Consider the following 22,746-nt stretch of genomic DNA (forward strand, 5'->3'; position numbering starts at 1 on the left):
ATGATTTATATTTCCGCTGTTGGCATGGTCAACGCGCTGGGCAATTCGCCTGATATGATTGCCGCGAACCTGGTGGCAGGCGTGGCGCCGGGTATGCACGCCCGGACCGGCTGGTTGCAGGACTCACCCGAAGCCGTTCTGGGCGGCGTTGAAGGCGAATTGCCGCCCATCCCGGACACCTTCTCCGCACACCGCACCCGCAATAACCAGCTGCTGCTGGCCGCGCTGGCGCAGATTCAGCCAGCCGTCGACGAGGCTATCGCCCGCGTCGGTCGCGACCGTGTGGCCGTGGTGCTGGGAACCAGTACCTCCGGGCTGGATGAAGGCGATGAGCACGTACAGCGCATGACCCATGGCGAAGCGAGCACGCGCTGGCAGTACCCGCAGCAGGAGCTTGGCGATCCGTCCCGCTTCCTCGCCAGCTGGCTTCAGCTCGAAGGCCCGGCCTATACGATTTCAACAGCCTGCTCTTCCAGCGCGCGGGCGATGATCGGCGGCAAACGTCTGATCGAAGCCGGGCTGGTTGACATCGCCATCGTCGGCGGAGCAGATACCCTGAGCCGGATGCCCGTCAACGGCTTTAACAGCCTTGAATCCTTCTCCCCTTCGCTCTGCGAACCGTTTGGTCGCGACCGCAAGGGGATCACCATCGGAGAAGCCGCCGCGCTGATGGTATTGAGCCGCGAGCCCGCCGACGTGGCGCTGCTCGGGACGGGTGAATCCAGCGATGCGTACCATATTTCCGCCCCGCATCCGCAGGGCGAAGGAGCGATAAGGGCGATTACTCAGGCGCTTAACGAAGCGGGCATGCAGCCGGAGGATATCGGCTACATCAACCTGCACGGCACGGCCACGCCGCTTAACGATCAGATTGAATCGCAGGTGGTACACGATCTCTTCGGGGAAAGCGTGCCGTGCAGCTCAACCAAACACCTTACCGGCCATACGCTGGGCGCTGCCGGTATTACCGAAGCGGCCCTGAGCTGGCTGATTCTTTCGCGCGATCTACCGTTGCCGCCGCAGGACTTCGCCCGCTACGCGCCCGACGACACGCTGGCGCCGTGCGGCCTGCTGCACCGGCACATCGCGCTGAAAAAGCCGGTTATTCTGTCTAACTCGTTCGCGTTTGGCGGCAACAACGCCAGCATTCTGCTGGGGAGAGCCTCATGAGCTACTTATCACCCGAAGCCTATCTGCCGCACGAGGCGCCGATGATGCTGCTGGGGTCCGTAGAGAAAGTTACGGACGAGATGGCGGTCTGCCGCGTGGCAGTCAACGGGCAAAGCGTGCTGGCGCCGTTTCTCAATGCCGATGGCGACCTGCCGGGCTGGTACGCGCTTGAGCTAATGGCGCAGACCGTTGGCGTCTGGTCAGGCTGGCATCGTCAGCAGCAGGGGCAGGAACATATCGCGCTGGGCATGGTGCTCGGCGCGCGCGAGCTGGTCTGCGCCAGCGGGCATTTCGCCGCAGGCCTGACGCTGGACATTACCGTTAAGCTGCTGATGCAGGACGAACGCTTCGGCAGTTTTGAATGCGCGATTTCCGCTAATGAAGAGACGCTGGCCACGGGCCGGGTCAATACCTTCCAGCCGAGCGCAGAAGAATTAACATCGCTATTTAATCAGGGATCTAACGCATGAGTCGTTCCGTACTGGTCACAGGGGCCAGCAAAGGCATAGGGCGCGCCATTGCCCGCCAGCTTGCCGCCGACGGGTTTACCGTAGGCGTGCATTACCATCGTGATGCCGCAGGCGCGCAGGAGACGCTGGACGCCATCACGCAGGCGGGTGGGAACGGTCGTCTACTCGCCTTTGATGTGGGCAACCGCGAACAGTGCCGCGAGGTGCTGGAGCAGGAGATTGAAACCCATGGCGCATGGTATGGCGTTGTCAGCAACGCCGGAATTACCCGCGACGGCGCCTTTCCGGCGCTGAGCGAAGACGACTGGGACAGCGTGATCCACACCAATCTCGACAGTTTTTATAACGTCATTCACCCCTGCATTATGCCGATGATTGGCACCCGTAAAGGAGGACGCATTATCACCTTATCGTCCGTGTCCGGCGTGATGGGTAACCGCGGGCAGGTGAACTACAGCGCGGCAAAAGCGGGCATTATCGGCGCCACCAAAGCGCTGGCGATTGAGCTGGCAAAACGCAAAATCACCGTGAACTGCATTGCCCCGGGGCTGATTGATACCGGCATGATTGAGATGGAAGAAGCCGCGCTGAAGGAAGCGATGTCCATCATTCCAATGAAACGTATGGGCCAGGCTGAAGAAGTCGCCGGGCTGGCAAGCTATCTGATGTCGGATATCGCGGGCTACGTTACCCGCCAGGTCATTTCCATTAACGGAGGAATGCTATGACGCGTCGCGTGGTGATTACGGGCATGGGCGGCGTGACCGCCTTTGGCGAAAACTGGCAATCCGTGTCCAGCAGGCTGCTGGCGTATGAAAACGCGGTGCGTAAAATGCCGGAATGGCAGGTCTATGATGGCCTGCATACCCTGCTCGGCGCGCCGATCGATGATTTCACGCTGCCGGAACACTATACCCGCAAGCGTATTCGCGCCATGGGCCGGGTGTCGCTGATGTCGACCCGCGCCACCGAGCTGGCGCTGGAGCAGGCGGGGCTGATTGGCGAAGCGGTGCTCACCAATGGTCAAACGGGTATCGCCTACGGTTCTTCGACAGGCAGCACCGGCCCGGTCAGCGAATTCGCCACCATGCTTACCGAAAAGCACACCAATAACATCACCGGGACAACCTACGTCCAGATGATGCCGCACACGACCGCGGTGAATACCGGCCTGTTCTTTGGATTGCGTGGCCGCGTGATCCCGACGTCGAGCGCCTGTACCTCCGGCAGCCAGGCGATTGGCTATGCCTGGGAGGCGATTCGCCACGGGTATCAGACCGTGATGGTCGCGGGTGGCGCGGAGGAGCTGTGTCCGTCTGAAGCAGCGGTGTTTGACACGCTGTTTGCCACCAGCCAGCGTAACGACGAACCCAAAACCACCCCTTCACCGTTCGATACGCAGCGCGATGGTCTGGTCATTGGGGAAGGCGCTGGCACCCTGATTCTGGAAGAGCTGGAGCACGCCAGAGCGCGCGGGGCCACAATCTATGGCGAGATCGTGGGCTTTGCCACCAACTGTGACGCGGCCCATATCACCCAGCCTCAGCGTGACACCATGCAGATTTGCATGGAGCAGTCGCTGGCTATGGCGGGATTAAGCGCCCGGGATATGGGGTATATTTCCGCGCACGGTACCGCCACCGATCGCGGCGATATCGCCGAAAGCCAGGCCACTGCCGCTATCTACGGTGATAACGTGCCGGTTTCCTCGCTGAAGAGCTATTTTGGCCATACGCTTGGGGCCTGCGGCGCGCTGGAAGCGTGGATGAGCCTGCAGATGATGCGTGAAGGCTGGTTTGCCCCGACGCTCAATTTAACGCAGCCGGATGAGCAATGCGGTGCTTTAGATTATATTATGGGAGAAGCCCGTCAGATTGACTGCGAGTATTTGCAGAGCAATAACTTCGCGTTTGGCGGCATCAACACCTCGATTATCATTAAACGCTGGGCGTAACTATGTACCAGTTTGTACTGGGAAAAATCTCCACCCTTTGCGCGGACCCGCTGGCGTCAACGCTCGCAGACAGGGCGCCTCAGGGTGCCCAACAGGCCTCCTGGCTGGCCGGGAGGACGCTGCTCGCGAGAACGTTATCCCCTCACCCACTCCCCGACATTATTTACGGCGAGCAGGGGAAACCGGCCTTTGCGAAGGGTCATCCGCTGTGGTTTAACCTGAGCCACAGCGGTGACGATATCGCCCTGCTGATGAGCGATGAAGGCGAAGTCGGCTGTGATATCGAAGTGATTCGTCCCAGGAAAAACTGGCAGGCGCTGGCGAATGCGGTCTTCAGCATGACGGAGCATGATGAGCTTGAGCGCGAGGCGCCAGAGGAACGGCTTGCCGCCTTCTGGCGTATCTGGACGCGAAAAGAGGCGATCATAAAGCAGCGCGGCGGCAGCGCCTGGCAGATTGTCAGCATCGACAGCACGGCGCAGACGCACGCGGTCAGCCAGCTACAGGTCGGTTCGCTGAGCCTTGCCGTCTGTACATCGACCCCTTACACCCTGACCCACGAATCGATTATTCACGTCGGGACGTTCGGGGCAGAAAAATCACTAACACACCCAGAATAATAAACCCGACGCCCACCAGCCCGTGCCAGGAGAAGCGTTCTCCCCAGCCGGGCAGCAGGATCGCCGCGGCCCACACCAGGATGTAGCTAAGACTCAGCAAGGCATACGCTTTGCTGAGCGCCATACGATGCAGCGCCAGATACCAGCAGCCCATGGAGGCCACATACCCCATCAACCCCAGCAGCAGCGCCCCCGTGCCGGATGAGAAGTGCCACAGCGCGGAAATAAGCGCCAGAACATCGCTGACCGGCGGCAGTGCCTGCATGGCATCGCGCAGCAACAGCTGCGCCGCGCTGACTAACAGCACGCTGCATAAGGCCCAGAAAGTCCCTTTCACAGGCTCCCTCCCAGGATAACAATCCCCATGATGATGAACCCCACCCCCAGCCAGTGATGCGACGCGACGTTTTCACGCCAGAATACCTTCGCCGCCAGCGTCACCCAGACAAAATTGAGGCTCAGCATAGGGTACGCGATGCCGACAGGCAGGCGTTGCAGCACCACCAGCCAGACCAGCATCCCGCTGCCCAGCGCCAGCAGTGCCAGACCAAGCCACAGCGCGATGCGCGTCCCGCGCCGCCCGGCTTTCGCCGGACGGGTGGCCTGTTTCTGGCACAGCTGCCCAGCGCAGCTGAGCAGGCTTGCCAGTATCAGCCAGATCCAGGTCATCACTTCGGCAGGTACTCCAGCAAGGCCAGACGCCCCTGGATATAGAGATTGTCCGGCTGCGGTAAATTCGCCCGTGAAATATCGTCGCGTTTTGAGAGCAGCATGACCAGCGACACGCGCCCCTGCTGACGATGCGCTGCCAGCCACTGCGCGAAGTCGTCCTCACTGACAAAACGATCTTTCACATCGGGATAATCCAGCCCGTAGCGCAGTTCGCCGCTCTGACCAAACAGCGTGATGTCATTGCGCTTCAGCTCCCACGCCAGGCCCGCGGCCACGCCTACGTTATTGGCGAGCACGAATCGGCTCTCCTGCAGCGGCTCGCGCACGGTATCGACCAGCGACTGCGGCTGTTTGGAATCCACCACCAGGTTAGGAATAGCAAAACCAATCAGCAGCGCCAGGCCTGCTGGACACAGAGCCGCCAGCCACCAGCGCTGCTGGCTCTGCCGGAACGTAAACCAGCCTACCGCCGCCCAGATGAGGAACGCGACCACCGCGCAGAACACTTTATACAGTTCGACCGAGGTCCAGACCGGATGCTTAGACAGTCCCCACGGCGAGACCACCAGCGCGGCCACCACGCCGATAACACCAAACGCCAGGTTAATTCCGCCGTTAATGCGTAACGCTCTGGCGCCTTTCTCCGCCGCGAGGCAGGCATAGCGCGCCATCAGGATAGCAAGCGGGGCAAAGCAGGGCAGTATATAGGTCGGCAGCTTGCCTTTGGCGATGCTGAAGAACAGCAGCGGCATCACCACCCAACCCAGCAGATAGAACCCACCGCCCGCGTTTTGTCTGTCATTCCAGCCGAGACGAAACGCGCCGGGCAGCAGCGCCAGCCACGGCAGACTGCCCGCAATCAGGAACGGTATGTAGTACCAGAACGGGGCTTTATGCTGCGCGTCGCTCTGGGCAAAACGCTGAATATGTTCCACCCAGAAGAAGTAACGCCAGAAGTCAGGCTCACGCTGCGCAATGGCCAGCCCCCATGGCAGAACAATCAGCACGCAGCTCAGGATCGCGAGCCAGCCAAAAATCAGCACCTCTTTCCAGCGCTTCTGGGCGATCGCCCACGGCAGCACGCCAATCACCGGTACCGCCAGCGCCAGGAAGCCTTTGGTCATCACCCCCATCCCGCAGGCCAGCCCAAGCAGCACATAGCCACCCGCTTTTCCGGCAACGGTTTGCGCCTGTGATGCCAGCCAGAAGCTGCACATCGCCGCCACCAGCCACAGGGTGATGATAGGATCCAGTACCGCATACGTGCCGATGCCATACACCAGGAACAGGGTCAGGAAGATCAGCCCGGAGAAAATGGCTGTGCGCTTATCCCGCCAGAGACGCCAGGCCATCCAGATGACCAGCAGCGCGGCTAAGCCGGTAGAGAAGATAGACCCGGCGCGCACGGCGAGGTTCGTGTGCCCGAACAGCATCTGTCCGATGCTGTTGATCCAGTAGCCGGCAATCGGCTTTTCAAAGTAACGCAGCCCCAGAAAATGCGGGACTACCCAGTCTCCGGAGGCCAGCATTTCACGGCTGATTTCCGCATAGCGCGTTTCATCAGGCTGCCAGAGCAGGCGGATATCGACCGGAATGAGGTAGTAAACGATAAACAGTGCGAGAAGCGCTAAGCCATAACGGGCTGTTTTCATGGGGCCGGACTCACGGTTTGTTGATAGCCAAGCCAGCCTTCCCGGCCAGCCATTTCATTACGGACAACTTTGCCTACGGGCAGGGTGCTGAGGTCGTCTGGCAGCAGCTCGCTCAACGGGCAGAATTCGATGCCCTCCTGAGCGGCCATGGTCAGCAGTTCGTCGAAATCATGCTGATACGCAATCCCTTCCACTTCGGCATGGATGGTATACACCGGCGTGCCGGCGTCACGATGAATGCGGTCCAGAATGTAGCGATTGAACTCATTCGCTTTCACCTCGCGCCCGACCACTTCATCCCAGGTAGGAAGCGTGACCGGAATTTGCACCGTACCGTAGCGATTTTCGCCTAACAGCGGTAAAAAGGGCCCGTTTCCGCGGCAATCGCTGTTGTAGCGAAACGCGAAGGCCTCTTTAGCTTTCACCACGCGCTGATCCGCACGCCATCCCGCCACGGCGGAGCAGCGCACGGGCTGACCGATAATGGCCTCCAGCTCCAGCATTCCACGCTCGACCTCACGGGACAGGCGCGGGATATCCCAGACGCCCGCCCAGGCTTGCCAGGCATGGTGATCCCAGGCGTGCAGACCCACCTCATGATGCTGCGCCGCCTCGCGGATAACCGCTTCATTACCCGCGCCGATGCGTCTGCCGGGCCAGGCGGTGCCTGCCAGCAAAATATCCCAGCCGTAGAGGGATGCTGCGCGCGAGCGCAGCATTTTGAACAGAAATGCCGGTTTAATCAGACGCCATAAATGGCGCCCCATGTTGTCAGGCCCCACGCTGAAGAAAATGCTGGAGCGCACGCCGTGCTTGCTCAGCAGCTCCAGCAGTTTGGGTACGCCGTCACGCGTTCCCCTGAAGGTGTCGACATCAATGCGTAAACCGACTTTTTTCATGAGACCTGTTCCGACAGCTCCACGGTGCGCAGGAAGAAATCGAGCGTTTCATCAATGGTCTGCTCCATCTTCACCGTCGGCGTCCAGTTCAGGCAGCGCTTCGCGTTGCGAATGCTTGGCTTACGGTGCTCAACGTCCTGGTAGCCCTTACCATAGTAGCTGCTGCTTTCCACTTCGCGGAAACCGGCAAACGGCGGGAATTTATCGCGCAGCGGATGGCGCTCAAAGCTGGCCAGCAGCATCTCGGCCAGCTCGCGAATGCTCGCTTCGTTGTCCGGGTTACCGATGTTAATGATTTCACCGTTGCAGCGGTTATCTTTGTTTTCGATGATGCGGAACAGCGCTTCGATACCGTCGCTGATATCCGTAAAGCAGCGTTTCTGTTTCCCGCCTTCGATAAGCTTGATTGGCGAGCCTTCCACCAGGTTCAGGATCAGCTGGGTGATCGCACGGGAGCTACCGATACGCGCCGCGTTCAGGTTATCCAGACGTGGGCCCATCCAGTTAAACGGACGGAACAGGGTAAAGCGCAGGCCCTCTTTCTCACCGTAGGCCCAAATCACGCGGTCCAGCAGCTGTTTGGAGACGGAGTAAATCCAGCGCTGTTTGTTGATCGGCCCGACCACCAGGTTGGAAGTGTCTTCATCGAAGTTCTTATCGGTACACATGCCGTACACTTCAGAGGTGGACGGGAAGATGATGCGCTTGTCGTATTTCACGCAGTCGCGGATGATCTTCAGGTTCTCTTCGAAGTCCAGCTCGAACACGCGCAGCGGGTTACGGGTGTACTCGATTGGTGTGGCAATGGCGACCAGCGGCAGCACCACGTCGCATTTCTTAATATGGTATTCAATCCACTCGGAATGGATGCTGATGTCCCCTTCCACGAAGTGGAAGCGCGGGTTGTCCAGGAAGCGGCTGATCGCGTCCGCGCCGATATCCAGACCGTAAATCTCGTAGTTATCGTCCTTAAGCAGACGTTCGGTCAGGTGGTTACCGATAAAACCGTTCACGCCGAGGATCAGCACGCGGGTGCGGCGTTTGATGGCAACAACCGGCGCGCTGGTGATCAGCGCCCCGGCCACCAGGCCCAGAGACTGCGCCAGCTGGGTGCCCTGAACGTACAGGCCGTTGTCGGTTTGTCCGGTGACGATCTCCAGCGCCTGCTCGCCGCAGCTCACAATCAGCGGGGAGACGGAGACGACGGTGCCCGGTTTAGCGGCCGGGATGTCGTCACGCACGCGGGATTTCCAGACGATGAATTTGCTTACGCCCGCAAAGCTGTAGGCGCCCGGCCACGGATCGGTTACGGCGCGCACCAGGTTGTGCAGCTGGCGTGCCGGTTTGTTCCAGTCCAGACGACCATCTTCCGGCGCGCGGCGGCCAAAGCAGCTTGCCTTGCTCTCGTCCTGTGCGGTTTCGCTGAAGTTACCGTTAAGGATGCCCGGCAGCGCATCACGCAGCAACGTCTGTGCCGTCGCGTTCAGCTTTTGATGCAGCTGCAGCGCGGTATCGTCCGCATCAATAGCGACCTTCTGCTGTGCCACGATAGCGCCCGCATCCGCACGGCGTACCATGCGGTGCAGCGTCACGCCCGTTTCCGTTTCACCGTTCACCAGCACCCAGTTCAGCGGGGCGCGGCCACGGTAGGCGGGCAGCAGAGAACCATGAAGATTAAAGGCGCCTTTTGCGGCCAGGCCTAAGATCTCGTCGCAGATCAGGTTGCGATAGTAGAACGAGAAGATGACGTCAGGCGCGAGGGCGCGAATGCGCTCCACCCACAGCGGGTGGTTGACGTCGTCCGGCGCATAAACCGGAATTCCACGCTCGGCGGCGATACGCGCCACGGAGCCGAAAAAGTTGTTTTCTCCAGCCGTGTCCGGATGGGTAAAGATTGCCGCAATGTCATAGCCCGCTTCCAGCAGGGCCAGCGTGCCCGTGCACCCCATATCGTGATAGGCAAATACAACAGCTTTCATGGGTGAATTTCCTCTTGAGATGCTTTGTGTTCCTGACGGACAACACGTTGAATAAAATAGCGCGGACGTGCGCGAACGTCGTTATAGATACGGCCAATGTATTCACCGAGGAGCCCCATCCCGACAAACTGGGCGCCGATGAACATAAACAGCACGGCAAAGAGCATGAAGACCCCTTCCGCCGCCCACTGCGGGCCAAAGACCAGTCGCAGCACCACCAGCAGAACGGACAGCCCAAAACCGGCCACGGCGATGATGCTGCCGAAAACGCTCAGCAGACGCAGCGGCGTGGTGGTCAGGCAGGTGATGAGGTCGTACATCAGGTTGATGAGACGCATAAAGCTGTACTTCGATTCCCCGTGCTCGCGCTCGGCGTGCAGGACCGGGATTTCCGTTGCCTTACGGGCAAAGGTATTCGCCAGAATCGGAATGAAGGTGCTGCGCTCATGGCAATGCAGCATGGCGTCGACAATGTGGCGGCGGTAGGCGCGCAGCATGCAGCCGTAATCGCCCATCGCTTTACCGGTCGTGCGCTGGATCAGACGGTTGATGGTACGCGAGGCGAGCTTACGGAACAGGCTGTCCTGGCGGTTCTGACGTACCGTGCCGACCACGTCATAGCCTTCGTCGGCTTTGGCCACCAGGCGCGGGATCTCTTCCGGCGGGTTTTGCAGGTCCGCGTCCAGGGTGATGATTAGATCGCCCGTGACGTGGCTAAACCCCGCCATAATCGCCGAGTGCTGGCCGTAGTTACGGTTGAGCAGCACGGCCACAATGTGGCTGCCTTCAGCCTGTGCGGCTTCGGTCAGCATCAGCGCGGAATTGTCGCTACTGCCATCATCCACCAGCAGAATTTCGTAGGCCTTGCCCATCGTGTCGCAGGCGGCCGTTGTACGGCGGATCAGTTCGGGCAGGCTCTCCTGCTCGTTGTAAACCGGGATTACCACGGAAACTTTTTGTACAGGCGGTGCACTGAACATATCAATGTCCTGCAAGCTGATGGAGTGCGGTAATGACGCGGGTTGTGTCGTCATGAGTCATGTCCGGGAAAAGAGGGAGAGAACAAATACGCGCGCTATTCCATTCAGAATTCGGGAGCGATACATCAGGAAAACGCTCGCGGTAGTATTTTTGCGTGTGGGCCGCGCGGAAATGGAGGCCGGTACCGATGCCTTTCTCTTTCAGCGCCGCCATCAGGTTGTCGCGTGAGATCCCGCAGCGCGCTTCATCAACGCGAATAATAAACAGGTGCCAGGCGTGCACGTGCGGCCATGACGGGATGGTGAGCGGCTGGAACGGCGTATCGGCAAGCTCCCGCAGGTAGCGTTCAGCGATTTCCTGGCGGCGCCTGTTGGCCTCTTTCAGTTTGCCTAACTGCACCAGCGCCAGCGCGGCGTTGATGTCCGCCAGGTTGTATTTATAGCCCGGTGCGATCACTTCCGCCTGCGGCGCGCGGCCGTGCGTCTGACGATCATAGGCGTCTACGCCCAGGCCATGGAATTTCAGACTGCGGATCCGCTGTGCCAGCTGGGCATTATCGGTGACCACCAGACCGCCTTCCGCGCAGGTCATGTTTTTAATGGCATGGAAGGAGAAAATTGCCGTTCCCTTCCAGCCAACGTGACGGTTTTTGTAGTACGTTCCGGCGGCATGGGCCGCATCTTCAATCACCGGAATACCGTGACGTTCACCAATGGCGTGAATGGCGTCGATTTCACACGGCGCGCCGGCATAGTGAACGGGAATAATGGCTTTGGTACGCGAAGTAATAGCGGCTTCCACGGCTTCTGGCGTCACCATTAATGTGTCTTTATCCACATCAATCATGACCGGCGTGGCGCCCAGCAATACGATCATATTCAGCGTGGATACCCAGGTCTGGGAGGGGGTAATGACTTCATCGCCCGGGCCAATATCCAGCGCCATCAGCGTGACGTGCATTCCCGCGGTGGCGGAACAGACGGCAATCGCGTGTTGATTCCCGGTAAGCTGACAGAATGCCTCTTCGAGTTCCTGATTCTTAGGCCCCGTGGTGATCCAGCCCGACATCAAAACGTCCTGAAGCGCCGCAATTTCCTCAGCGCCCATCGACGGTCGCGAAAAAGGCAGAAAATCACTCATTATTAATTTCCTTGCAATCAAAATGGCACGTTTTTGATATTAACCAAATGCTGGCCCGTTTATTTCAACGAACCATAAACTTATATCAAAGTATCTCTCTTTCCTTAGGGAAAAATTAAGACAGCGTTTACAACGCTATAAGACAACTAGCAGCCAATTGAAAAACAACAAGTTAATTTAATATTAAATATTTTTGATGTGATCTTCCGCAACATTTTGAAATGGGATGATTTAAACCATACATCAACAAACAAAAAAAATCCCGGCCATTTCAAAATAATATGAAATAGCCGGGAACTTTTCTTTTTAGTTAATTGTCGCGCTTATTACAGGTTATCTGGAAAGTTTTTCGGTAATTCACTGGCCGCGCAGGCGATCACACTTTCATTATTGGCACCGCAGTCGCGTACAAAGGTGATTGTGGCAAATTCATCAATCACTTCGGTTGGATACGCCGGGCCCGCATCGCGATAGCTGTTCATCAGCGGAATATGATCGTTCTGGAAGCAGACTGTTTTTTCCGGGTTGTTCATGACCCAGCGCGGGAAGAAGATGGTGCCGTGGAACAGTTTGTCGCCCAGGTTCACAATCAGGCTGACGTCGGTGCCGGTTGGCTCGGTCCAGGAAATTTTATAGATGCTCTCCCCTACCCGCACGATGTAAGCCTGCTGATCTTTTACCCAACGGTTTGCCACCAGGCCGCTGTGAATACGGTAATCAAGCGTGGTCTCATTTTTAACGTAAATCTCGTAGTTCCAGCCGTTGTCGTAGGTATAAACAAGGTGTTTGCCAACGAAGCCGCTTAAGTCGTGTTTGTCGAAAGTGTTCATAAGATGTCTCCTTTGTTTTGATGAGACGATCGTACCCCTTCAAAAAATGAATGAATAACGCTATGTTTTAATCAAATTCATCCAAAATTTAGATAAATTATGCACAAGACGACGCTGGAACAATGGTCTTTACTGGCGAAAGTGGTGGAAGCGGGCAGCTTTGCCAAAGCCGCGGAAGAAACCCACCGCAGCCAGTCCTCGGTGAGCTATAACCTGTCGCTGCTGCAGGAGCGACTCGGCGTGGCGCTGCTGGTGCCGGAAGGACGACGGGCGGTGTTAACGCCGGCAGGAGAACTGCTGCTCAACCAGGTTAAACCGCTGCTGAAAGCCTTTTCGTACGTTGAGACGCGCGCAGCGACCCTTCGCAACGGAATGCGCACGCGGCTGGATCTGGTGGTGGACTCCATTTTCCCGCGCCGCCGCCTGTTCGCTATTCTACGTGAGTTCCAGCAGCAGTATCCGCAGACCCAGGTACGTCTGACCGAGGTGCTGGAAAATACCCGCGCCGATGCCATTAACGACGAAGCCGATGTGATGGTCTTAACCCGCCGCCAGGATATTACCGGGCTCGGCGAATGGCTGATGAATATCGACTTTGTTGCCGTGGCCCATCATCAGCATCCCCTCTTTCACCTCGACGCGCCGCTTAACGACGACATGCTACGCCCGTGGCCGCTTATCCAGATTGCGGACAGCCAGCCCGCCGCGCGCGCGGCCGGCGAGTCGTGGACCTTCTCCACCATTGATGCCGCCATTGAGGCCGTGGTCTCTCAGGTCGGCTACGGCTGGCTGCCGGAGGAACGTATCCAGACCCAGCTGGATCAGGGCGTACTGAAACGCCTGCCGCTGAGCCACGGCGCACGCAGGGCAACGCCGCTACACCTGATTATAAAGCGCTCTCTCGCCCCGCTTGATGAGCAGGTTGAGACGCTATTGCGCCTTTTTAGCCAGGAGCCGCCATCCTCACCTGCTACGCTTTAAGGTCCGAACGTTAAAACGATAAGGAGCAGATGATGAAAATCGACTTTGCGGGGAAAGTGGCGCTGGTAACCGCCTCAACCGGCGGGATCGGATTCGCCATTGCCAGAGGTCTGGCAGAAAGCGGTGCGGAAGTGATCGTCAATGGCCGGAGCACGGAATCGGTGAATAGAGGCATTCAGCAGCTGCAGCAGGTAGTGCCAGGCGTACAGGTGCGCGCCGCGATTGCCGATCTCAGCACGGCGGAAGGGGTAGAATCGCTGCTGAAGGTGGCGAATAACGTCGATATTCTGGTCAACAACGCCGGGATTTACGGTCCGCAGGATTTCTATGCCACCGACGATGAGACCTGGGAGCGTTACTGGCAGACCAACGTGATGTCCGGCGTGCGTCTGTCCCGCGCCCTTCTGCCGGGCATGGTGCAGAAAGGCTGGGGACGTGTGGTGTTTATCTCCTCCGAGTCGGCCTGCAATATTCCGGCAGATATGATCCACTACGGCGTGACCAAAACGGCGCAGCTCTCGCTGGCGCGCGGGCTGGCGAAGTTCGTGGCGGGAAGCGGCGTGACGGTCAACAGCGTCTTGCCGGGGCCAACGATGTCTGACGGTTTCGCAGAGATGATGAAAGATGAAATCGAAAAAACCGGCAAATCGCTGGAGCAGCTGGCGAAAGAGTTTGTGATGGCCAACCGCCCCAGCTCGGTTATCCAGCGCGCGGCCACGGTTGAAGAGGTGGCCAATATGGTGATTTATGTCTGTTCGCCCCAGGCCTCCGCCACCTCGGGCGCGGCGCTGCGCGTCGATGGTGGCGTCGTGGATGACATCATCTGATGCCGTCAGGCCGCGCTGCCTGCGACCCGACGAGCGGTAATATAGTGTGCTTGCCAGTAATCATCCGTCAGGGTTGAAACCGTTACGCCCTGGCTGCTTGAGGCATGAATAAACTGGTTTTCGCCGATATAAACGCCAACGTGCTTGCGGTTCGGACCCGTCTGGAAGAATACCAGGTCTCCGGGCCTCAGGCGGTATTGCGCCACCTGCACACCGCGATGAATTTGCTCGCGCGTTGTGCGCGGCAAATTAAGGTGTGCCGCATCGCTAAACAGGTGCTGCATCAGCGCGGAGCAATCCACCCCGCGATGCGTGGTTCCGCCCCACCGGTACTGGGTGCCTTTCCATTTCTGGTATTGATCGAGAATACGCGAGCGCAGCGGGCCTGTTTCCTGATGCACCAGCGCAGATTTCGCCGGTGAAACTGCCAGCTCACTGTTCATCGAGACCATCGACGCTGGAAGTTGAAAGCTAAACGCAGAAAACGAAGCAAAACTTAACGTGAGGATTGAAATAAGCGATCTAAGAGTCATATCAAGAAAGAAGTAGTGAGTGAGTTTTTCCTTACCTGTGGGGTTCAATGGGTTCCCCTAAATATCTTGCGATGTGGCGATAATATAGACAGGTCGTTTTTTCGCCAATCCTTATCGAGGCCAAAAATAGACTGACTTTGAGATCGCAAGATCGAGAAAAAAATGGTGGGGATATAAGGACTGTCCTGCTAAAGCAGGTAAACTGATCCGCAGAATGTGTATTTCAGCTAAGACGTATTTATGACCAATATGATTGCCGACGAGACGGTGGCAAAATCTAACGTGCTCTCTGTCTTTGACTTTGACGGGACGTTAACGCACCACGACAGCTTTATTCCTTTCCTGCGTTTTGCCTTCGGTAAACGTTACTTCGCGGGCCGCCTGGTGCGCATGGCGCTGCCCACGCTCCACTGCGTGCGTCGCAAGCTGACGCGCGATGAGCTGAAGGAAGTGCTGATTAAAACGTTCCTGACGGGCGTGGATGAACACTGGTTGCGACAGCAGGCGGAAGCGTTTTGCGAAAAATACTGGAACAAGCTGATGCGTCCCGAAGGAGTTCTGGCGGTGGCGGCTGAGGTGAATTCCGGTGCGGAAGTGACCATCTGTTCCGCATCCCCGGCGCTGGTGCTCCAGCCGTGGGCTGACAAACTGGGCATTAAGCTGATTGGCACGCAGCTGGAAGTGAAAGACGGCAAGCTGACGGGGCGCATCACGGGCAATAACTGCCGCTGCGCCCAGAAGGTGGCCAGGCTGGAAAAAGTGTATGGCGATCTCAACGCCTATCACCTGCGTGCCTGGGGAGACACCCGCGGCGACCACGAGCTGCTGGCGGCGGCGCAGGATCCGCACTGGCGGCACTTCCATCACCCGCGCAAGCGTCGGAATTCACCGATTAAGGGTTAGGAGCGGTCTGGTGCCCTCACCCCAGCCCTCTCCCACAGGGAGAGGGAGAAAAACGATGCATCAGGCCTCACGTTTTCCCGGGAACATCACGCTAGCAATAATTCCCAGCGCCAGCACGCCCAATACCACAAACAGGCTGGCCGTGGCGCCAATGCTGTAACCGTGATGCCAGAAGTGATCGGTGGCATTTAACCCCAGCTTGAACGCCACGAAGAACAGCAGAAGCACCACCGCCTTCTCGAGATGCACCAGATACTGCTTCAGCGCTTCCAGCACGAAGTAAAGCGTACGCAGGCCAAGAATGGCGAACATCATGGCGCTGTAGATAATCAGCGGTTCGCGGCTCACGGCAATAATGGCCGGCACGGAGTCAAACGCGAACATCACGTCAGAGAGTTCGACGACGGCCACGCAAAGTAATAGCGGCGTCGCATAGCGCTTCGCCTTCTTCACCCGTCCGACCATCACGTCCTGGTTTTCCGGCTTTTCAAGCTCCGCATCCACCTCTTTCTGCGTCAGAATAAAGGCATTACTGCTGATTTTTGGCCAGACCGGATAGAAGCGCTTCACCAGACGATAGGCGAGATGACCCGAGTAATCTTCCACTTCGTCACTCTCTTCATTGCGTCGGAGCATCATCACCGCCGTCCAGCCGACGACCAGCGCGAAAATAACCTCAACGTACGGCCCAAGGCTTAGCAGGCTGGTCCCGATAGCCACAAAGATGCCGCGGAAGACAATTGCCCCCAGCACGCCCCAGTAGAGCACGCGGTGACGGTACTTATCCGGCACGCCGAACCAGGCGAAGATCGCCATCATCACGAACAGGTTATCGACGGAAAGCACCTCTTCCAGCGCGTAGCCGGTGAGGAACAGGCTCGCCATCTCGGCGCCGTGGTGAACGTACAGGAACCCGGCGAAGGCCATCGCCATCATGACCCAGAAAACGGACCACATCGCCGCGCTTTTCAGCGAGATCGGTTTATCGTGACGGTGCATAAAGAGGTCGATAAACATCGCCCCAACGGCCATCACCACAAAGACAACAACGGTTTCAGTCGGGAAACCGAGATGAGCAGCAGACATACAAAACCCTTTTGGCAGACAAAATACAACACCATGCAAACTGGCGTAAACCAGGAACAGAAAAGGGTGGGCTGTTAATCAGCCTTTTCACCCTCAAAGCCGCAGCCCTGTCGGCTACGTAAAGAGGGGTGTACTTTACCTTACCAGGCGGGGATCGCGCATCTGCCGTTTAGGCGCTCATTCCGCGCAAGCGCTGCAGCACCGCCACCAGAACCGCTACAGACCAGCCCACCATCAACGCGCCCACCAGCCCCTCCACCCCGCCGATGAGCCGCCAGTGCTGGGGTAACGTGACGTCGCCGTACCCTACCGTCGCATAGCTCACCAGTGAAAAGTAGAAGCTGGTGTTCCAGTCATTAAACGCGTCGATGACAAAATAAAACGCCGCAAACAGTCCGGCCTCAAGGAGATGGGCGAAGATCATGGTGATCACGATACCGACATTGCGTAAAACAATGCGTACCGCAGAATCGACGTCTAATTTAATGAATTTTAAAACGCCAAACATCCACAGCGAATGAATCACCACGGTTAGGGTAAGCAAAATAATAATACTGAGTAGCTGCATGATGCGTGCTCTGACCAAAGGGAGTATGGCCCCGCGAGCGCGGCGGGGCATCTGGTCGAAGCTTAGTTGAATGGAGAGGAAAAGTTGGTGCAATAATTGCGTTGCGTGATTATTTCTCTACCGGCACGACCAGCTTGCGGCTGGTTAGCAGCTGAAAACGCTATATCCGCAGCGCACTATCTGTGAGTCACCTCTTATTTACATCATTTAAACCTTCCATTAACTGGATAAAAATAACGCGCCGTCGCTATAGTGGTTTTGTTTAATAAAACCAAGTTGTACCTAATAAAACAAAGAACACACCCTGCGAGGATACAATGACAGAACATTTACGTAACGGCGCGACCGCCACCGAGGACATAGAAAGAGAGACGATGCGGAAGGTGATCTGGCGTATTCTCCCGTTTCTGATTGTCAGTTACCTGGTCTCCATTATCGATCGCGGGAATATCGGCATGGCTTCGCTGCAGATGAATGAGGACCTTGGCCTCAGCAAAGCGGCGTTTGGCTTCGCCAGCAGCCTTTACTTCGTGGCCTATTTTTTGTTTGAGGTACCCAGTAATCTGGCCATGCAGAAAGTCGGCGCCCGGCTGTGGATCCCGCGCATTATGATCAGCTGGGGCATCGTCTCCATGGGCATGGCGCTGGTTCAAAACACCACGTCGCTCTATATCGTCCGTTTTCTTCTCGGGGCAGCGGAAGCAGGCTTCTTCCCAGGCGTCGTGCTTTATCTGACCTGGTGGATCCCTTCCCGCTACCGCGCGCGCATTATTGCGTCCTTTATGGTCGCCATCCCGCTCGCTAACTTCATCGGTTCCCCGCTTTCAGGGTTGATACTGTCGCTGGATGGCTGGCTGGGTCTTCGCGGCTGGCATCTGCTGTTCATCATTGAAGGCTTACCTGCGGTGCTGCTGGGTATTGCGGCCTGGTTTATTCTCCGGGATCGCCCTCATCAGGCGAAATGGCTGAGCATTGAACAGAAAAAGTGGCTGGAAACCACGCTGGAAACCGAGCGGAGCCAGCAAAAGAATATTGGGCATCAGACGACGTGGCAGTTGCTGAATCATCGCCAAATCTGGCTGATGGCGCTGATTTACGCGGGCGCATCGTCCGCGGGCACCACCATCAGCGTCTGGTCTCCTCAACTGCTGAAATCCTTCCATCTCGATAATCTTGAGACAGGTCTGCTTAACGCCATTCCTTACGGCCTGGCATCGGTTCTGATGATTGTCTGGGGACGACATTCCGATCGCACCAACGAACGCCGCTGGCATACCGCGCTGACGCTGTTCATGATTGCTGCGGGCGTGTTCGCTGCCTTTGTAAGCGTCTCGCTCTTTGCCACTATCGTGATCCTGAGCATTATCCTGACGGGTGCGTATTCTATGAAAGGACCTTTCTGGGCGCTGGCATCCGGCTGGATGAGCAGCTCCTCGGCAGCGGCGGGGCTGGCCGCGATTGGCGCCATCGCGAACCTGATTGGCGGGGCGGTCATGGTAAATGCCTACGGCATGATCAGCGAGAGAACGGGCAGCTACACTCTGGCTATGCTTCCGCTGGCCGCGCTTTGCCTGGCCGGGGGTATCGCGGTGCTCATTATGGGACGGCAGGCCCGCAACGCTCAGCTACACGAAAAACAGGTCACACATTAGTGATGACAGAAGCGGGACAAATGTCCCGCTTCTGCGTTTAAAGATTTTCTTCCGCCGCGTCGCTCGTTTCACCAAAGAACTGCTGACAGAAGGGCTTACTGGCTCCCATTTTCTGCGACAGACGGCTGGCCGCCGCCTTCATCAATGGCCCTATCTCCTTCTCACGACGATCTTCCGTCAGCCGTGAGATGGGGCCGGTCAGGGCTAACGCCGAAACCAGCTTGTCGTGAACGCCGAAGACGGGCATCGCAAACGCCGCGGTGTGGGGATCGCGTGCGCCTGACGTGTAGAAAGGGAGTTCTGCGTCTCCCTCCGGCAGGCTTTCATTGAGCCCCCAATGGCGCAAGACCTTACTAATGGCCGAATTATCGAGCGGGAACTGGCTGCCGGGAAGATTGCTGTGTCGCAGGCCGTGCGACGCTTCCGCGCGAAACAGGCAAAGGCGCTGCCCACCCTCCAGCACATACCAGCTGGCACTCTCCTGAGACGCCAGGGAGAGCGCCTGAAGCTCTGGCTGAACCACCCGCGAAAGATGGAAAGATTGTTCATACAGCTTGCCGAGGTAAAGCAGACGTGGGCCAAGCGCATAATTGCCGTCTTCATGCCTGACGACGTAATTCATCCGTTCAAGAGAATTCATCAGGCGGTAAACCGTGGTTTTGTGATAACCCGACAGCTGTGCCAGCGCGGTCAGCGTCAGGCTCTCATCTCCAGGACGGAAGCAATCCAGTAAAGCCAGCGCTTTTTCAACCGCTACAACGCCTTCATTCCCCATCATTATCTCCTTGTTAGCCCGGCAGTGAGTGTACCTCAAATTTTGTGAGTCACTTCGTGTTTACATCACAAACGCCACCTCGGGTCTGGCTAAAAGGAAAGCAACACCGCTATAGTTGTTTTGTTGTGTACACCTGCATTGTACTCAGTAAAACAATATGGAGGCATTCATGTCCGTTTCTGAAAAAAAACCAATTAATCGCCAGTTCGAACGCGTTTCTGCCGAGGATGTTCGTCGGGCAGCCGAGTATCAGGCAGCCATTCTGGCCGACGTGGCCGGTCGCCGCGGTACGCTTCATGGCCGCATCAAACCGCTGGCCCCACACATGTCCGTTGCGGGTCCAGCCATCACCGTGGAAGTCCGTCCGGGGGATAATCTGGCGATTCATGCCGCGATGGCGGTTGCGCAGCCCGGCGACGTCCTGGTCGTCGATGGCAAAGGCGACCTGAGCTGCGCGCTGCTGGGCGAAATCATGGCTACTCAGGCTCAGGCAAGCGGCATTGCGGGCATCATTATTGACGGCGCTGTGCGTGACGCCGATTCCCTGAGCAAAGGCCACTACCCTGTCTTTTCTGCCGGTCTGAACCCCTGCGGCCCGACAAAGTTAATTTCTGGCCGGGTTAATCATCCCATTTCAGTCGCCGGGGCGACGGTTCAGGCCGGGGATCTGGTTGTGGCGGATATCGACGGCGTGGTCGTCATCCCGCGCGATGAGGTTCAGCAGGTAATCGCGCTGGCAAAAGAAAAGCTGGAGATGGAGACCCGGCGTCTTGCTGCCATCCGTGAAGGCGATTTACGTCCACACTGGCTTGATGACGCGCTTCGTAAGGCTGGTATGTTGACCGACGGGGAGACGCTGTGATGGGAGGCAAAGACGTAGTTCTGGTTACCGGAAGTGACCTGGCGGAGCAGGCTATGGTGATGTTGCAGGGCTTTGAGGTGGTGTTTGCAGGCCGCCAGCCGACAGAAGATGACCTGATCGCGCTGTGTGAACGACACAATCCCGTGGCGATTCTGGTTCGTTACGGCCGGATCACCGCGAAGGTTATGGATGCCGCCCCGGCTTTGCAGGTTATTTCCAAGCACGGAAGCGGGATCGATGTGATAGACCAGACGGCAGCGGCCGAACGCAATATCGCCGTCCGCGCGGCCCCAGGCGCAAACGCGGCGGCAGTGGCTGAACATACCTGGGCGCTGATCCTCGCCTGCGCAAAGTCCGTGGTGCCTCTGGACAAGCGGTTACGGGACGGGCACTGGGATAAGGCGACGCATAAATCCATTGAGCTGGAGGGCTTAACGCTGGGGCTAATCGGGTTGGGCGCTATCGGCTCGCGCGTGGCGACTATTGGTCACGCCTTCGGCATGAAGGTGCTGGCTTACGATCCCTATGCTAAGTCCATGCCTGCCCTGTGCGAACGCGCAGAGACGCTGACCGGACTTCTTTCCCGTTCCGATGTCATCTCTTTGCACTGTCCGCTGACCGATGAGAATCGGGAGATGATCAATAGCGAGACGCTCGCACACTGCAAGCGGAACGCCATTCTGGTCAATACGGCACGCGGCGGACTGATCCACAGTGAATCGTTACTGGCGGCGCTCCGGGATGGCACGCTGCACAGCGCAGCGCTGGACAGCTTTCCCCACGAGCCGCTGACCGCGCCACATCTCTGGCAGTCCGTAGAAAACGTGGTTATTTCACCGCATATTGGCGGCGTTACCGCAGCGTCATACATCAAGATGGGGACCGTGGCCGCGAGCAATATTCTGGCCGTGACGGACGTCAACACCGACAGCCCGTAAAGCCAACCGCGACGAGTGGCAGCGCGCTTATGTCACTTGTCTTCTGCCAGCGCCTGAGCACATGCCCAGGCACTTGCCCATGCCCACTGGAAGTTGTATCCGCCGAGCCAGCCGGTCACGTCCATCACTTCGCCAATGAAATAGAGCCCCGGTACGTTGCGCGCTTCCATGGTGCGGGAAGAGAGCTCATTCGTGTCGACCCCGCCCAGCGTAACTTCCGCGGTGCGGTAGCCCTCAGTCCCGTTTGGCTGCACCCGCCAGTTTGTCAGGGTCTCCACCAGAATCTCCTGCTCGCGGCTGTTAAGCTGCTTGAGCGACACGTCGGGGATCTGCCCCAGCACCTGCAAAGATTCCACCAGACGTTTTGGCAGCTGCATTGCCAGCGTGTTTTTCAGGCTCTGGTTCGGGTGTGCGGTACGCTGCTCATTAAGGAACGCGTCTAGATCGCAATCGGGGAGCAGGTTAACCGTGACAAACTCCCCCGGCTGCCAGTAGCTGGAAATTTGCAGTACCGCCGGGCCGGAGAGGCCGCGATGGGTAAAGAGCAGGTTTTCGCGGAACACGGTCCCGTCTTCGGCGGTAATGACGGAGGGAACAGACACGCCGGACAGCGTCTGAAGCTGCTCGAGAAGCGGTTTATGCAGCGTGAACGGCACCAGCCCGGCGCGCGTAGGCAGGACCTTCAGGCCAAACTGCTCGGCGATTTTATAGCCGAACGGGGAAGCGCCCAGCCCCGGCATGGACAGGCCGCCGCTGGCAATCACCAGATTATCGGCGCTGACGGTTTCGCCGTTGAGCTGCAGCGTGTAGCCCTGGTCGTCGCGGGAAACCTCCAGCACCTCGGTGCGCAGGCGCATGACCACGCCGCCCTTCTCGCACTCGGCCACCAGCATATCGACAATCTGCTGCGCGGAGTCGTCGCAGAATAGCTGTCCCAGCGTTTTTTCATGCCATGCGATACCGTGCTTACCGACCAGGTCGATAAAGTCCCACTGGGTATAACGCGCCAGCGCAGATTTACAAAAATGACGGTTTTGGCTCAAATAGGCCGCGGGTTCAACATACAGATTAGTAAAGTTGCAGCGCCCGCCGCCGGACATCAGAATCTTACGGCCTGGCTTTTTACCGTTATCCAGCAGCAGCACGCGGCGACCCGCCTGTCCGGCCATTGCCGCACAAAACATACCCGCCGCACCGGCGCCAATTACCACGGCATCAAACCTTTCCACGTCAAAACCCTCTTTGTTAACTGCC

At 57.8% G+C, this 22,746-nt stretch carries 24 protein-coding genes; 11 read left to right on the forward strand and 13 right to left on the reverse strand.

All coding sequences use genetic code 11. The annotated features are described in order from the left end of the window. The 5 genes from UR504_RS17815 to acpT are packed head-to-tail and all read left to right on the forward strand — an operon-like array spanning nt 1 to nt 4,214. Nucleotides 1-1,170, forward strand: coding sequence for a beta-ketoacyl-[acyl-carrier-protein] synthase family protein (locus tag UR504_RS17815; RefSeq protein WP_271369594.1), 1,170 nt, complete (start codon nt 1-3; stop codon nt 1,168-1,170). Continuing rightward, complete coding sequence (locus tag UR504_RS17820; protein WP_115876830.1) at nt 1,167-1,640, forward strand: 3-hydroxy-fatty acyl-ACP dehydratase; 474 nt, start codon at nt 1,167-1,169, stop codon at nt 1,638-1,640. Before UR504_RS17815 ends, UR504_RS17820 begins: the two co-directional genes overlap by 4 nt. Beyond that, nucleotides 1,637-2,368, forward strand: a complete 732-nt coding sequence (locus tag UR504_RS17825; RefSeq protein ID WP_111963734.1) for a 3-ketoacyl-ACP reductase FabG2 — start codon at nt 1,637-1,639, stop codon at nt 2,366-2,368. Before UR504_RS17820 ends, UR504_RS17825 begins: the two co-directional genes overlap by 4 nt. After that, nucleotides 2,365-3,594: a beta-ketoacyl-ACP synthase gene (locus tag UR504_RS17830; protein ID WP_115876829.1), complete on the forward strand. Its 1,230-nt coding sequence runs from the start codon at nt 2,365-2,367 to the stop codon at nt 3,592-3,594. Before UR504_RS17825 ends, UR504_RS17830 begins: the two co-directional genes overlap by 4 nt. Nucleotides 3,595-3,596: 2 nt before the next feature. Then, nucleotides 3,597-4,214 carry a 4'-phosphopantetheinyl transferase AcpT gene (gene acpT, locus UR504_RS17835; RefSeq protein WP_115876828.1) on the forward strand — a complete coding sequence of 206 codons (618 nt, stop codon included), beginning with the start codon at nt 3,597-3,599 and terminating at the stop codon, nt 4,212-4,214. Here acpT and arnF read toward each other — a convergent pair. The 8 genes from arnF to UR504_RS17875 all read right to left on the reverse strand — a co-directional run bounded on the left by arnF (nt 4,162) and on the right by UR504_RS17875 (nt 12,367). Then, nucleotides 4,162-4,551 carry a 4-amino-4-deoxy-L-arabinose-phosphoundecaprenol flippase subunit ArnF gene (gene arnF, locus UR504_RS17840; protein ID WP_115876827.1) on the reverse strand — a complete coding sequence of 130 codons (390 nt, stop codon included), beginning with the start codon at nt 4,549-4,551 and terminating at the stop codon, nt 4,162-4,164. The two genes, acpT and arnF, sit on opposite strands and share 53 nt — an antisense overlap. Continuing rightward, nucleotides 4,548-4,883 carry a 4-amino-4-deoxy-L-arabinose-phosphoundecaprenol flippase subunit ArnE gene (gene arnE / locus UR504_RS17845; RefSeq protein ID WP_302237813.1) on the reverse strand — a complete coding sequence of 112 codons (336 nt, stop codon included), beginning with the start codon at nt 4,881-4,883 and terminating at the stop codon, nt 4,548-4,550. The genes arnF and arnE overlap by 4 nt, the downstream gene beginning before the upstream one ends. Beyond that, nucleotides 4,883-6,538: a lipid IV(A) 4-amino-4-deoxy-L-arabinosyltransferase gene (gene arnT / locus UR504_RS17850; protein ID WP_223580678.1), complete on the reverse strand. Its 1,656-nt coding sequence runs from the start codon at nt 6,536-6,538 to the stop codon at nt 4,883-4,885. The genes arnE and arnT overlap by 1 nt, the downstream gene beginning before the upstream one ends. After that, complete coding sequence (arnD, locus tag UR504_RS17855) at nt 6,535-7,437, reverse strand: 4-deoxy-4-formamido-L-arabinose-phosphoundecaprenol deformylase (protein WP_127732540.1); 903 nt, start codon at nt 7,435-7,437, stop codon at nt 6,535-6,537. Before arnD ends, arnT begins: the two co-directional genes overlap by 4 nt. After that, complete coding sequence (gene arnA / locus UR504_RS17860) at nt 7,434-9,416, reverse strand: bifunctional UDP-4-amino-4-deoxy-L-arabinose formyltransferase/UDP-glucuronic acid oxidase ArnA (RefSeq protein WP_133295281.1); 1,983 nt, start codon at nt 9,414-9,416, stop codon at nt 7,434-7,436. The genes arnD and arnA overlap by 4 nt, the downstream gene beginning before the upstream one ends. Continuing rightward, entirely contained in the window at nt 9,413-10,396 is a 984-nt protein-coding gene (arnC, locus tag UR504_RS17865) for an undecaprenyl-phosphate 4-deoxy-4-formamido-L-arabinose transferase (RefSeq protein ID WP_115876823.1), read from the reverse strand. The genes arnA and arnC overlap by 4 nt, the downstream gene beginning before the upstream one ends. 1 nt (nt 10,397) lies before the next feature. Further along, on the reverse strand, nt 10,398-11,537 hold the full coding sequence (gene arnB / locus UR504_RS17870) for a UDP-4-amino-4-deoxy-L-arabinose aminotransferase (RefSeq protein ID WP_302237644.1): 1,140 nt from the start codon (nt 11,535-11,537) through the stop codon (nt 10,398-10,400). A 326-nt stretch (nt 11,538-11,863) separates the two neighbouring features. Further along, a complete protein-coding gene (locus tag UR504_RS17875; RefSeq protein WP_008503103.1) occupies nt 11,864-12,367 on the reverse strand; it encodes a phenolic acid decarboxylase in 504 nt (167 codons plus the stop codon). Between the two features lie 99 nt (nt 12,368-12,466). Here UR504_RS17875 and UR504_RS17880 point away from each other — a divergent pair, with 99 nt between their 5' ends. After that, the gene (locus UR504_RS17880; RefSeq protein WP_115876821.1) at nt 12,467-13,348 is read left to right on the forward strand and encodes a LysR family transcriptional regulator; all 882 of its coding nucleotides are present in this window, start codon (nt 12,467-12,469) and stop codon (nt 13,346-13,348) included. A gap of 32 nt (nt 13,349-13,380) precedes the next feature. Then, nucleotides 13,381-14,175 carry an SDR family NAD(P)-dependent oxidoreductase gene (locus UR504_RS17885; protein ID WP_133295477.1) on the forward strand — a complete coding sequence of 265 codons (795 nt, stop codon included), beginning with the start codon at nt 13,381-13,383 and terminating at the stop codon, nt 14,173-14,175. Nucleotides 14,176-14,180: 5 nt separating this feature from the next. On the opposite strand, the gene UR504_RS17890 is transcribed toward UR504_RS17885, so the two are convergent. Beyond that, nucleotides 14,181-14,708, reverse strand: coding sequence for an NlpC/P60 family protein (locus tag UR504_RS17890; protein WP_136195963.1), 528 nt, complete (start codon nt 14,706-14,708; stop codon nt 14,181-14,183). Between the two features lie 240 nt (nt 14,709-14,948). On the opposite strand from UR504_RS17890, the gene UR504_RS17895 reads away from it, so the two are divergent. Continuing rightward, a complete protein-coding gene (locus tag UR504_RS17895) occupies nt 14,949-15,611 on the forward strand; it encodes an HAD family hydrolase (RefSeq protein WP_111963721.1) in 663 nt (220 codons plus the stop codon). A 60-nt stretch (nt 15,612-15,671) separates the two neighbouring features. Here the strand turns inward: UR504_RS17895 and UR504_RS17900 are convergent, their stop codons facing one another. Both UR504_RS17900 and UR504_RS17905 read right to left on the reverse strand, forming a co-directional pair. Then, a complete protein-coding gene (locus UR504_RS17900; protein ID WP_023309545.1) occupies nt 15,672-16,697 on the reverse strand; it encodes a TerC/Alx family metal homeostasis membrane protein in 1,026 nt (341 codons plus the stop codon). A 169-nt stretch (nt 16,698-16,866) separates the two neighbouring features. Next, complete coding sequence (locus tag UR504_RS17905) at nt 16,867-17,265, reverse strand: potassium channel family protein (RefSeq protein WP_302237634.1); 399 nt, start codon at nt 17,263-17,265, stop codon at nt 16,867-16,869. A gap of 317 nt (nt 17,266-17,582) precedes the next feature. Between UR504_RS17905 and UR504_RS17910 the strand changes: the two genes are divergently transcribed. Continuing rightward, nucleotides 17,583-18,917, forward strand: coding sequence for an MFS transporter (locus UR504_RS17910; protein WP_302237631.1), 1,335 nt, complete (start codon nt 17,583-17,585; stop codon nt 18,915-18,917). 37 nt (nt 18,918-18,954) lie between these two features. Here UR504_RS17910 and UR504_RS17915 read toward each other — a convergent pair whose 3' ends face one another. Beyond that, a complete protein-coding gene (locus tag UR504_RS17915; RefSeq protein ID WP_115876816.1) occupies nt 18,955-19,692 on the reverse strand; it encodes an IclR family transcriptional regulator in 738 nt (245 codons plus the stop codon). A 169-nt stretch (nt 19,693-19,861) separates the two neighbouring features. Between UR504_RS17915 and UR504_RS17920 the strand changes: the two genes are divergently transcribed. Further along, entirely contained in the window at nt 19,862-20,554 is a 693-nt protein-coding gene (locus UR504_RS17920) for an RraA family protein (RefSeq protein WP_115876815.1), read from the forward strand. Next, nucleotides 20,554-21,492 carry an NAD(P)-dependent oxidoreductase gene (locus UR504_RS17925; RefSeq protein WP_320739989.1) on the forward strand — a complete coding sequence of 313 codons (939 nt, stop codon included), beginning with the start codon at nt 20,554-20,556 and terminating at the stop codon, nt 21,490-21,492. Before UR504_RS17920 ends, UR504_RS17925 begins: the two co-directional genes overlap by 1 nt. A gap of 32 nt (nt 21,493-21,524) precedes the next feature. Here UR504_RS17925 and UR504_RS17930 read toward each other — a convergent pair whose 3' ends face one another. Next, nucleotides 21,525-22,721, reverse strand: coding sequence for an NAD(P)/FAD-dependent oxidoreductase (locus tag UR504_RS17930; protein WP_302237626.1), 1,197 nt, complete (start codon nt 22,719-22,721; stop codon nt 21,525-21,527). Nucleotides 22,722-22,746 lie beyond the last annotated feature (25 nt).

Origin of the sequence: Enterobacter sp. 241F3, assembly GCF_034106785.1 — a bacterium.
Classification (GTDB): domain Bacteria; phylum Pseudomonadota; class Gammaproteobacteria; order Enterobacterales; family Enterobacteriaceae; genus Enterobacter; species Enterobacter vonholyi.

Excerpts from the sequence above, each read along its gene's own strand:
- UR504_RS17905 (WP_302237634.1), bottom strand. The coding sequence starts at position 17,265 with ATGCAGCTACTCAGTATTATTATTTTGCTTACCCTAACCGTGGTGATT.
- UR504_RS17920 (WP_115876815.1), top strand. The coding sequence starts at position 19,862 with ATGTCCGTTTCTGAAAAAAAACCAATTAATCGCCAGTTCGAACGCGTT.
- UR504_RS17895 (WP_111963721.1), top strand. The coding sequence starts at position 14,949 with ATGACCAATATGATTGCCGACGAGACGGTGGCAAAATCTAACGTGCTC.
- UR504_RS17900 (WP_023309545.1), bottom strand. The coding sequence starts at position 16,697 with ATGTCTGCTGCTCATCTCGGTTTCCCGACTGAAACCGTTGTTGTCTTT.
- UR504_RS17820 (WP_115876830.1), top strand. The coding sequence starts at position 1,167 with ATGAGCTACTTATCACCCGAAGCCTATCTGCCGCACGAGGCGCCGATG.
- UR504_RS17880 (WP_115876821.1), top strand. The coding sequence starts at position 12,467 with ATGCACAAGACGACGCTGGAACAATGGTCTTTACTGGCGAAAGTGGTG.
- UR504_RS17910 (WP_302237631.1), top strand. The coding sequence starts at position 17,583 with ATGACAGAACATTTACGTAACGGCGCGACCGCCACCGAGGACATAGAA.
- UR504_RS17825 (WP_111963734.1), top strand. The coding sequence starts at position 1,637 with ATGAGTCGTTCCGTACTGGTCACAGGGGCCAGCAAAGGCATAGGGCGC.
- arnT (WP_223580678.1), bottom strand. The coding sequence starts at position 6,538 with ATGAAAACAGCCCGTTATGGCTTAGCGCTTCTCGCACTGTTTATCGTT.
- arnE (WP_302237813.1), bottom strand. The coding sequence starts at position 4,883 with ATGACCTGGATCTGGCTGATACTGGCAAGCCTGCTCAGCTGCGCTGGG.
- arnD (WP_127732540.1), bottom strand. The coding sequence starts at position 7,437 with ATGAAAAAAGTCGGTTTACGCATTGATGTCGACACCTTCAGGGGAACG.
- UR504_RS17925 (WP_320739989.1), top strand. The coding sequence starts at position 20,554 with ATGGGAGGCAAAGACGTAGTTCTGGTTACCGGAAGTGACCTGGCGGAG.
- UR504_RS17890 (WP_136195963.1), bottom strand. The coding sequence starts at position 14,708 with ATGACTCTTAGATCGCTTATTTCAATCCTCACGTTAAGTTTTGCTTCG.
- arnC (WP_115876823.1), bottom strand. The coding sequence starts at position 10,396 with ATGTTCAGTGCACCGCCTGTACAAAAAGTTTCCGTGGTAATCCCGGTT.
- arnA (WP_133295281.1), bottom strand. The coding sequence starts at position 9,416 with ATGAAAGCTGTTGTATTTGCCTATCACGATATGGGGTGCACGGGCACG.
- UR504_RS17915 (WP_115876816.1), bottom strand. The coding sequence starts at position 19,692 with ATGGGGAATGAAGGCGTTGTAGCGGTTGAAAAAGCGCTGGCTTTACTG.
- UR504_RS17830 (WP_115876829.1), top strand. The coding sequence starts at position 2,365 with ATGACGCGTCGCGTGGTGATTACGGGCATGGGCGGCGTGACCGCCTTT.
- arnB (WP_302237644.1), bottom strand. The coding sequence starts at position 11,537 with ATGAGTGATTTTCTGCCTTTTTCGCGACCGTCGATGGGCGCTGAGGAA.
- UR504_RS17875 (WP_008503103.1), bottom strand. The coding sequence starts at position 12,367 with ATGAACACTTTCGACAAACACGACTTAAGCGGCTTCGTTGGCAAACAC.
- UR504_RS17885 (WP_133295477.1), top strand. The coding sequence starts at position 13,381 with ATGAAAATCGACTTTGCGGGGAAAGTGGCGCTGGTAACCGCCTCAACC.
- UR504_RS17815 (WP_271369594.1), top strand. The coding sequence starts at position 1 with ATGATTTATATTTCCGCTGTTGGCATGGTCAACGCGCTGGGCAATTCG.
- acpT (WP_115876828.1), top strand. The coding sequence starts at position 3,597 with ATGTACCAGTTTGTACTGGGAAAAATCTCCACCCTTTGCGCGGACCCG.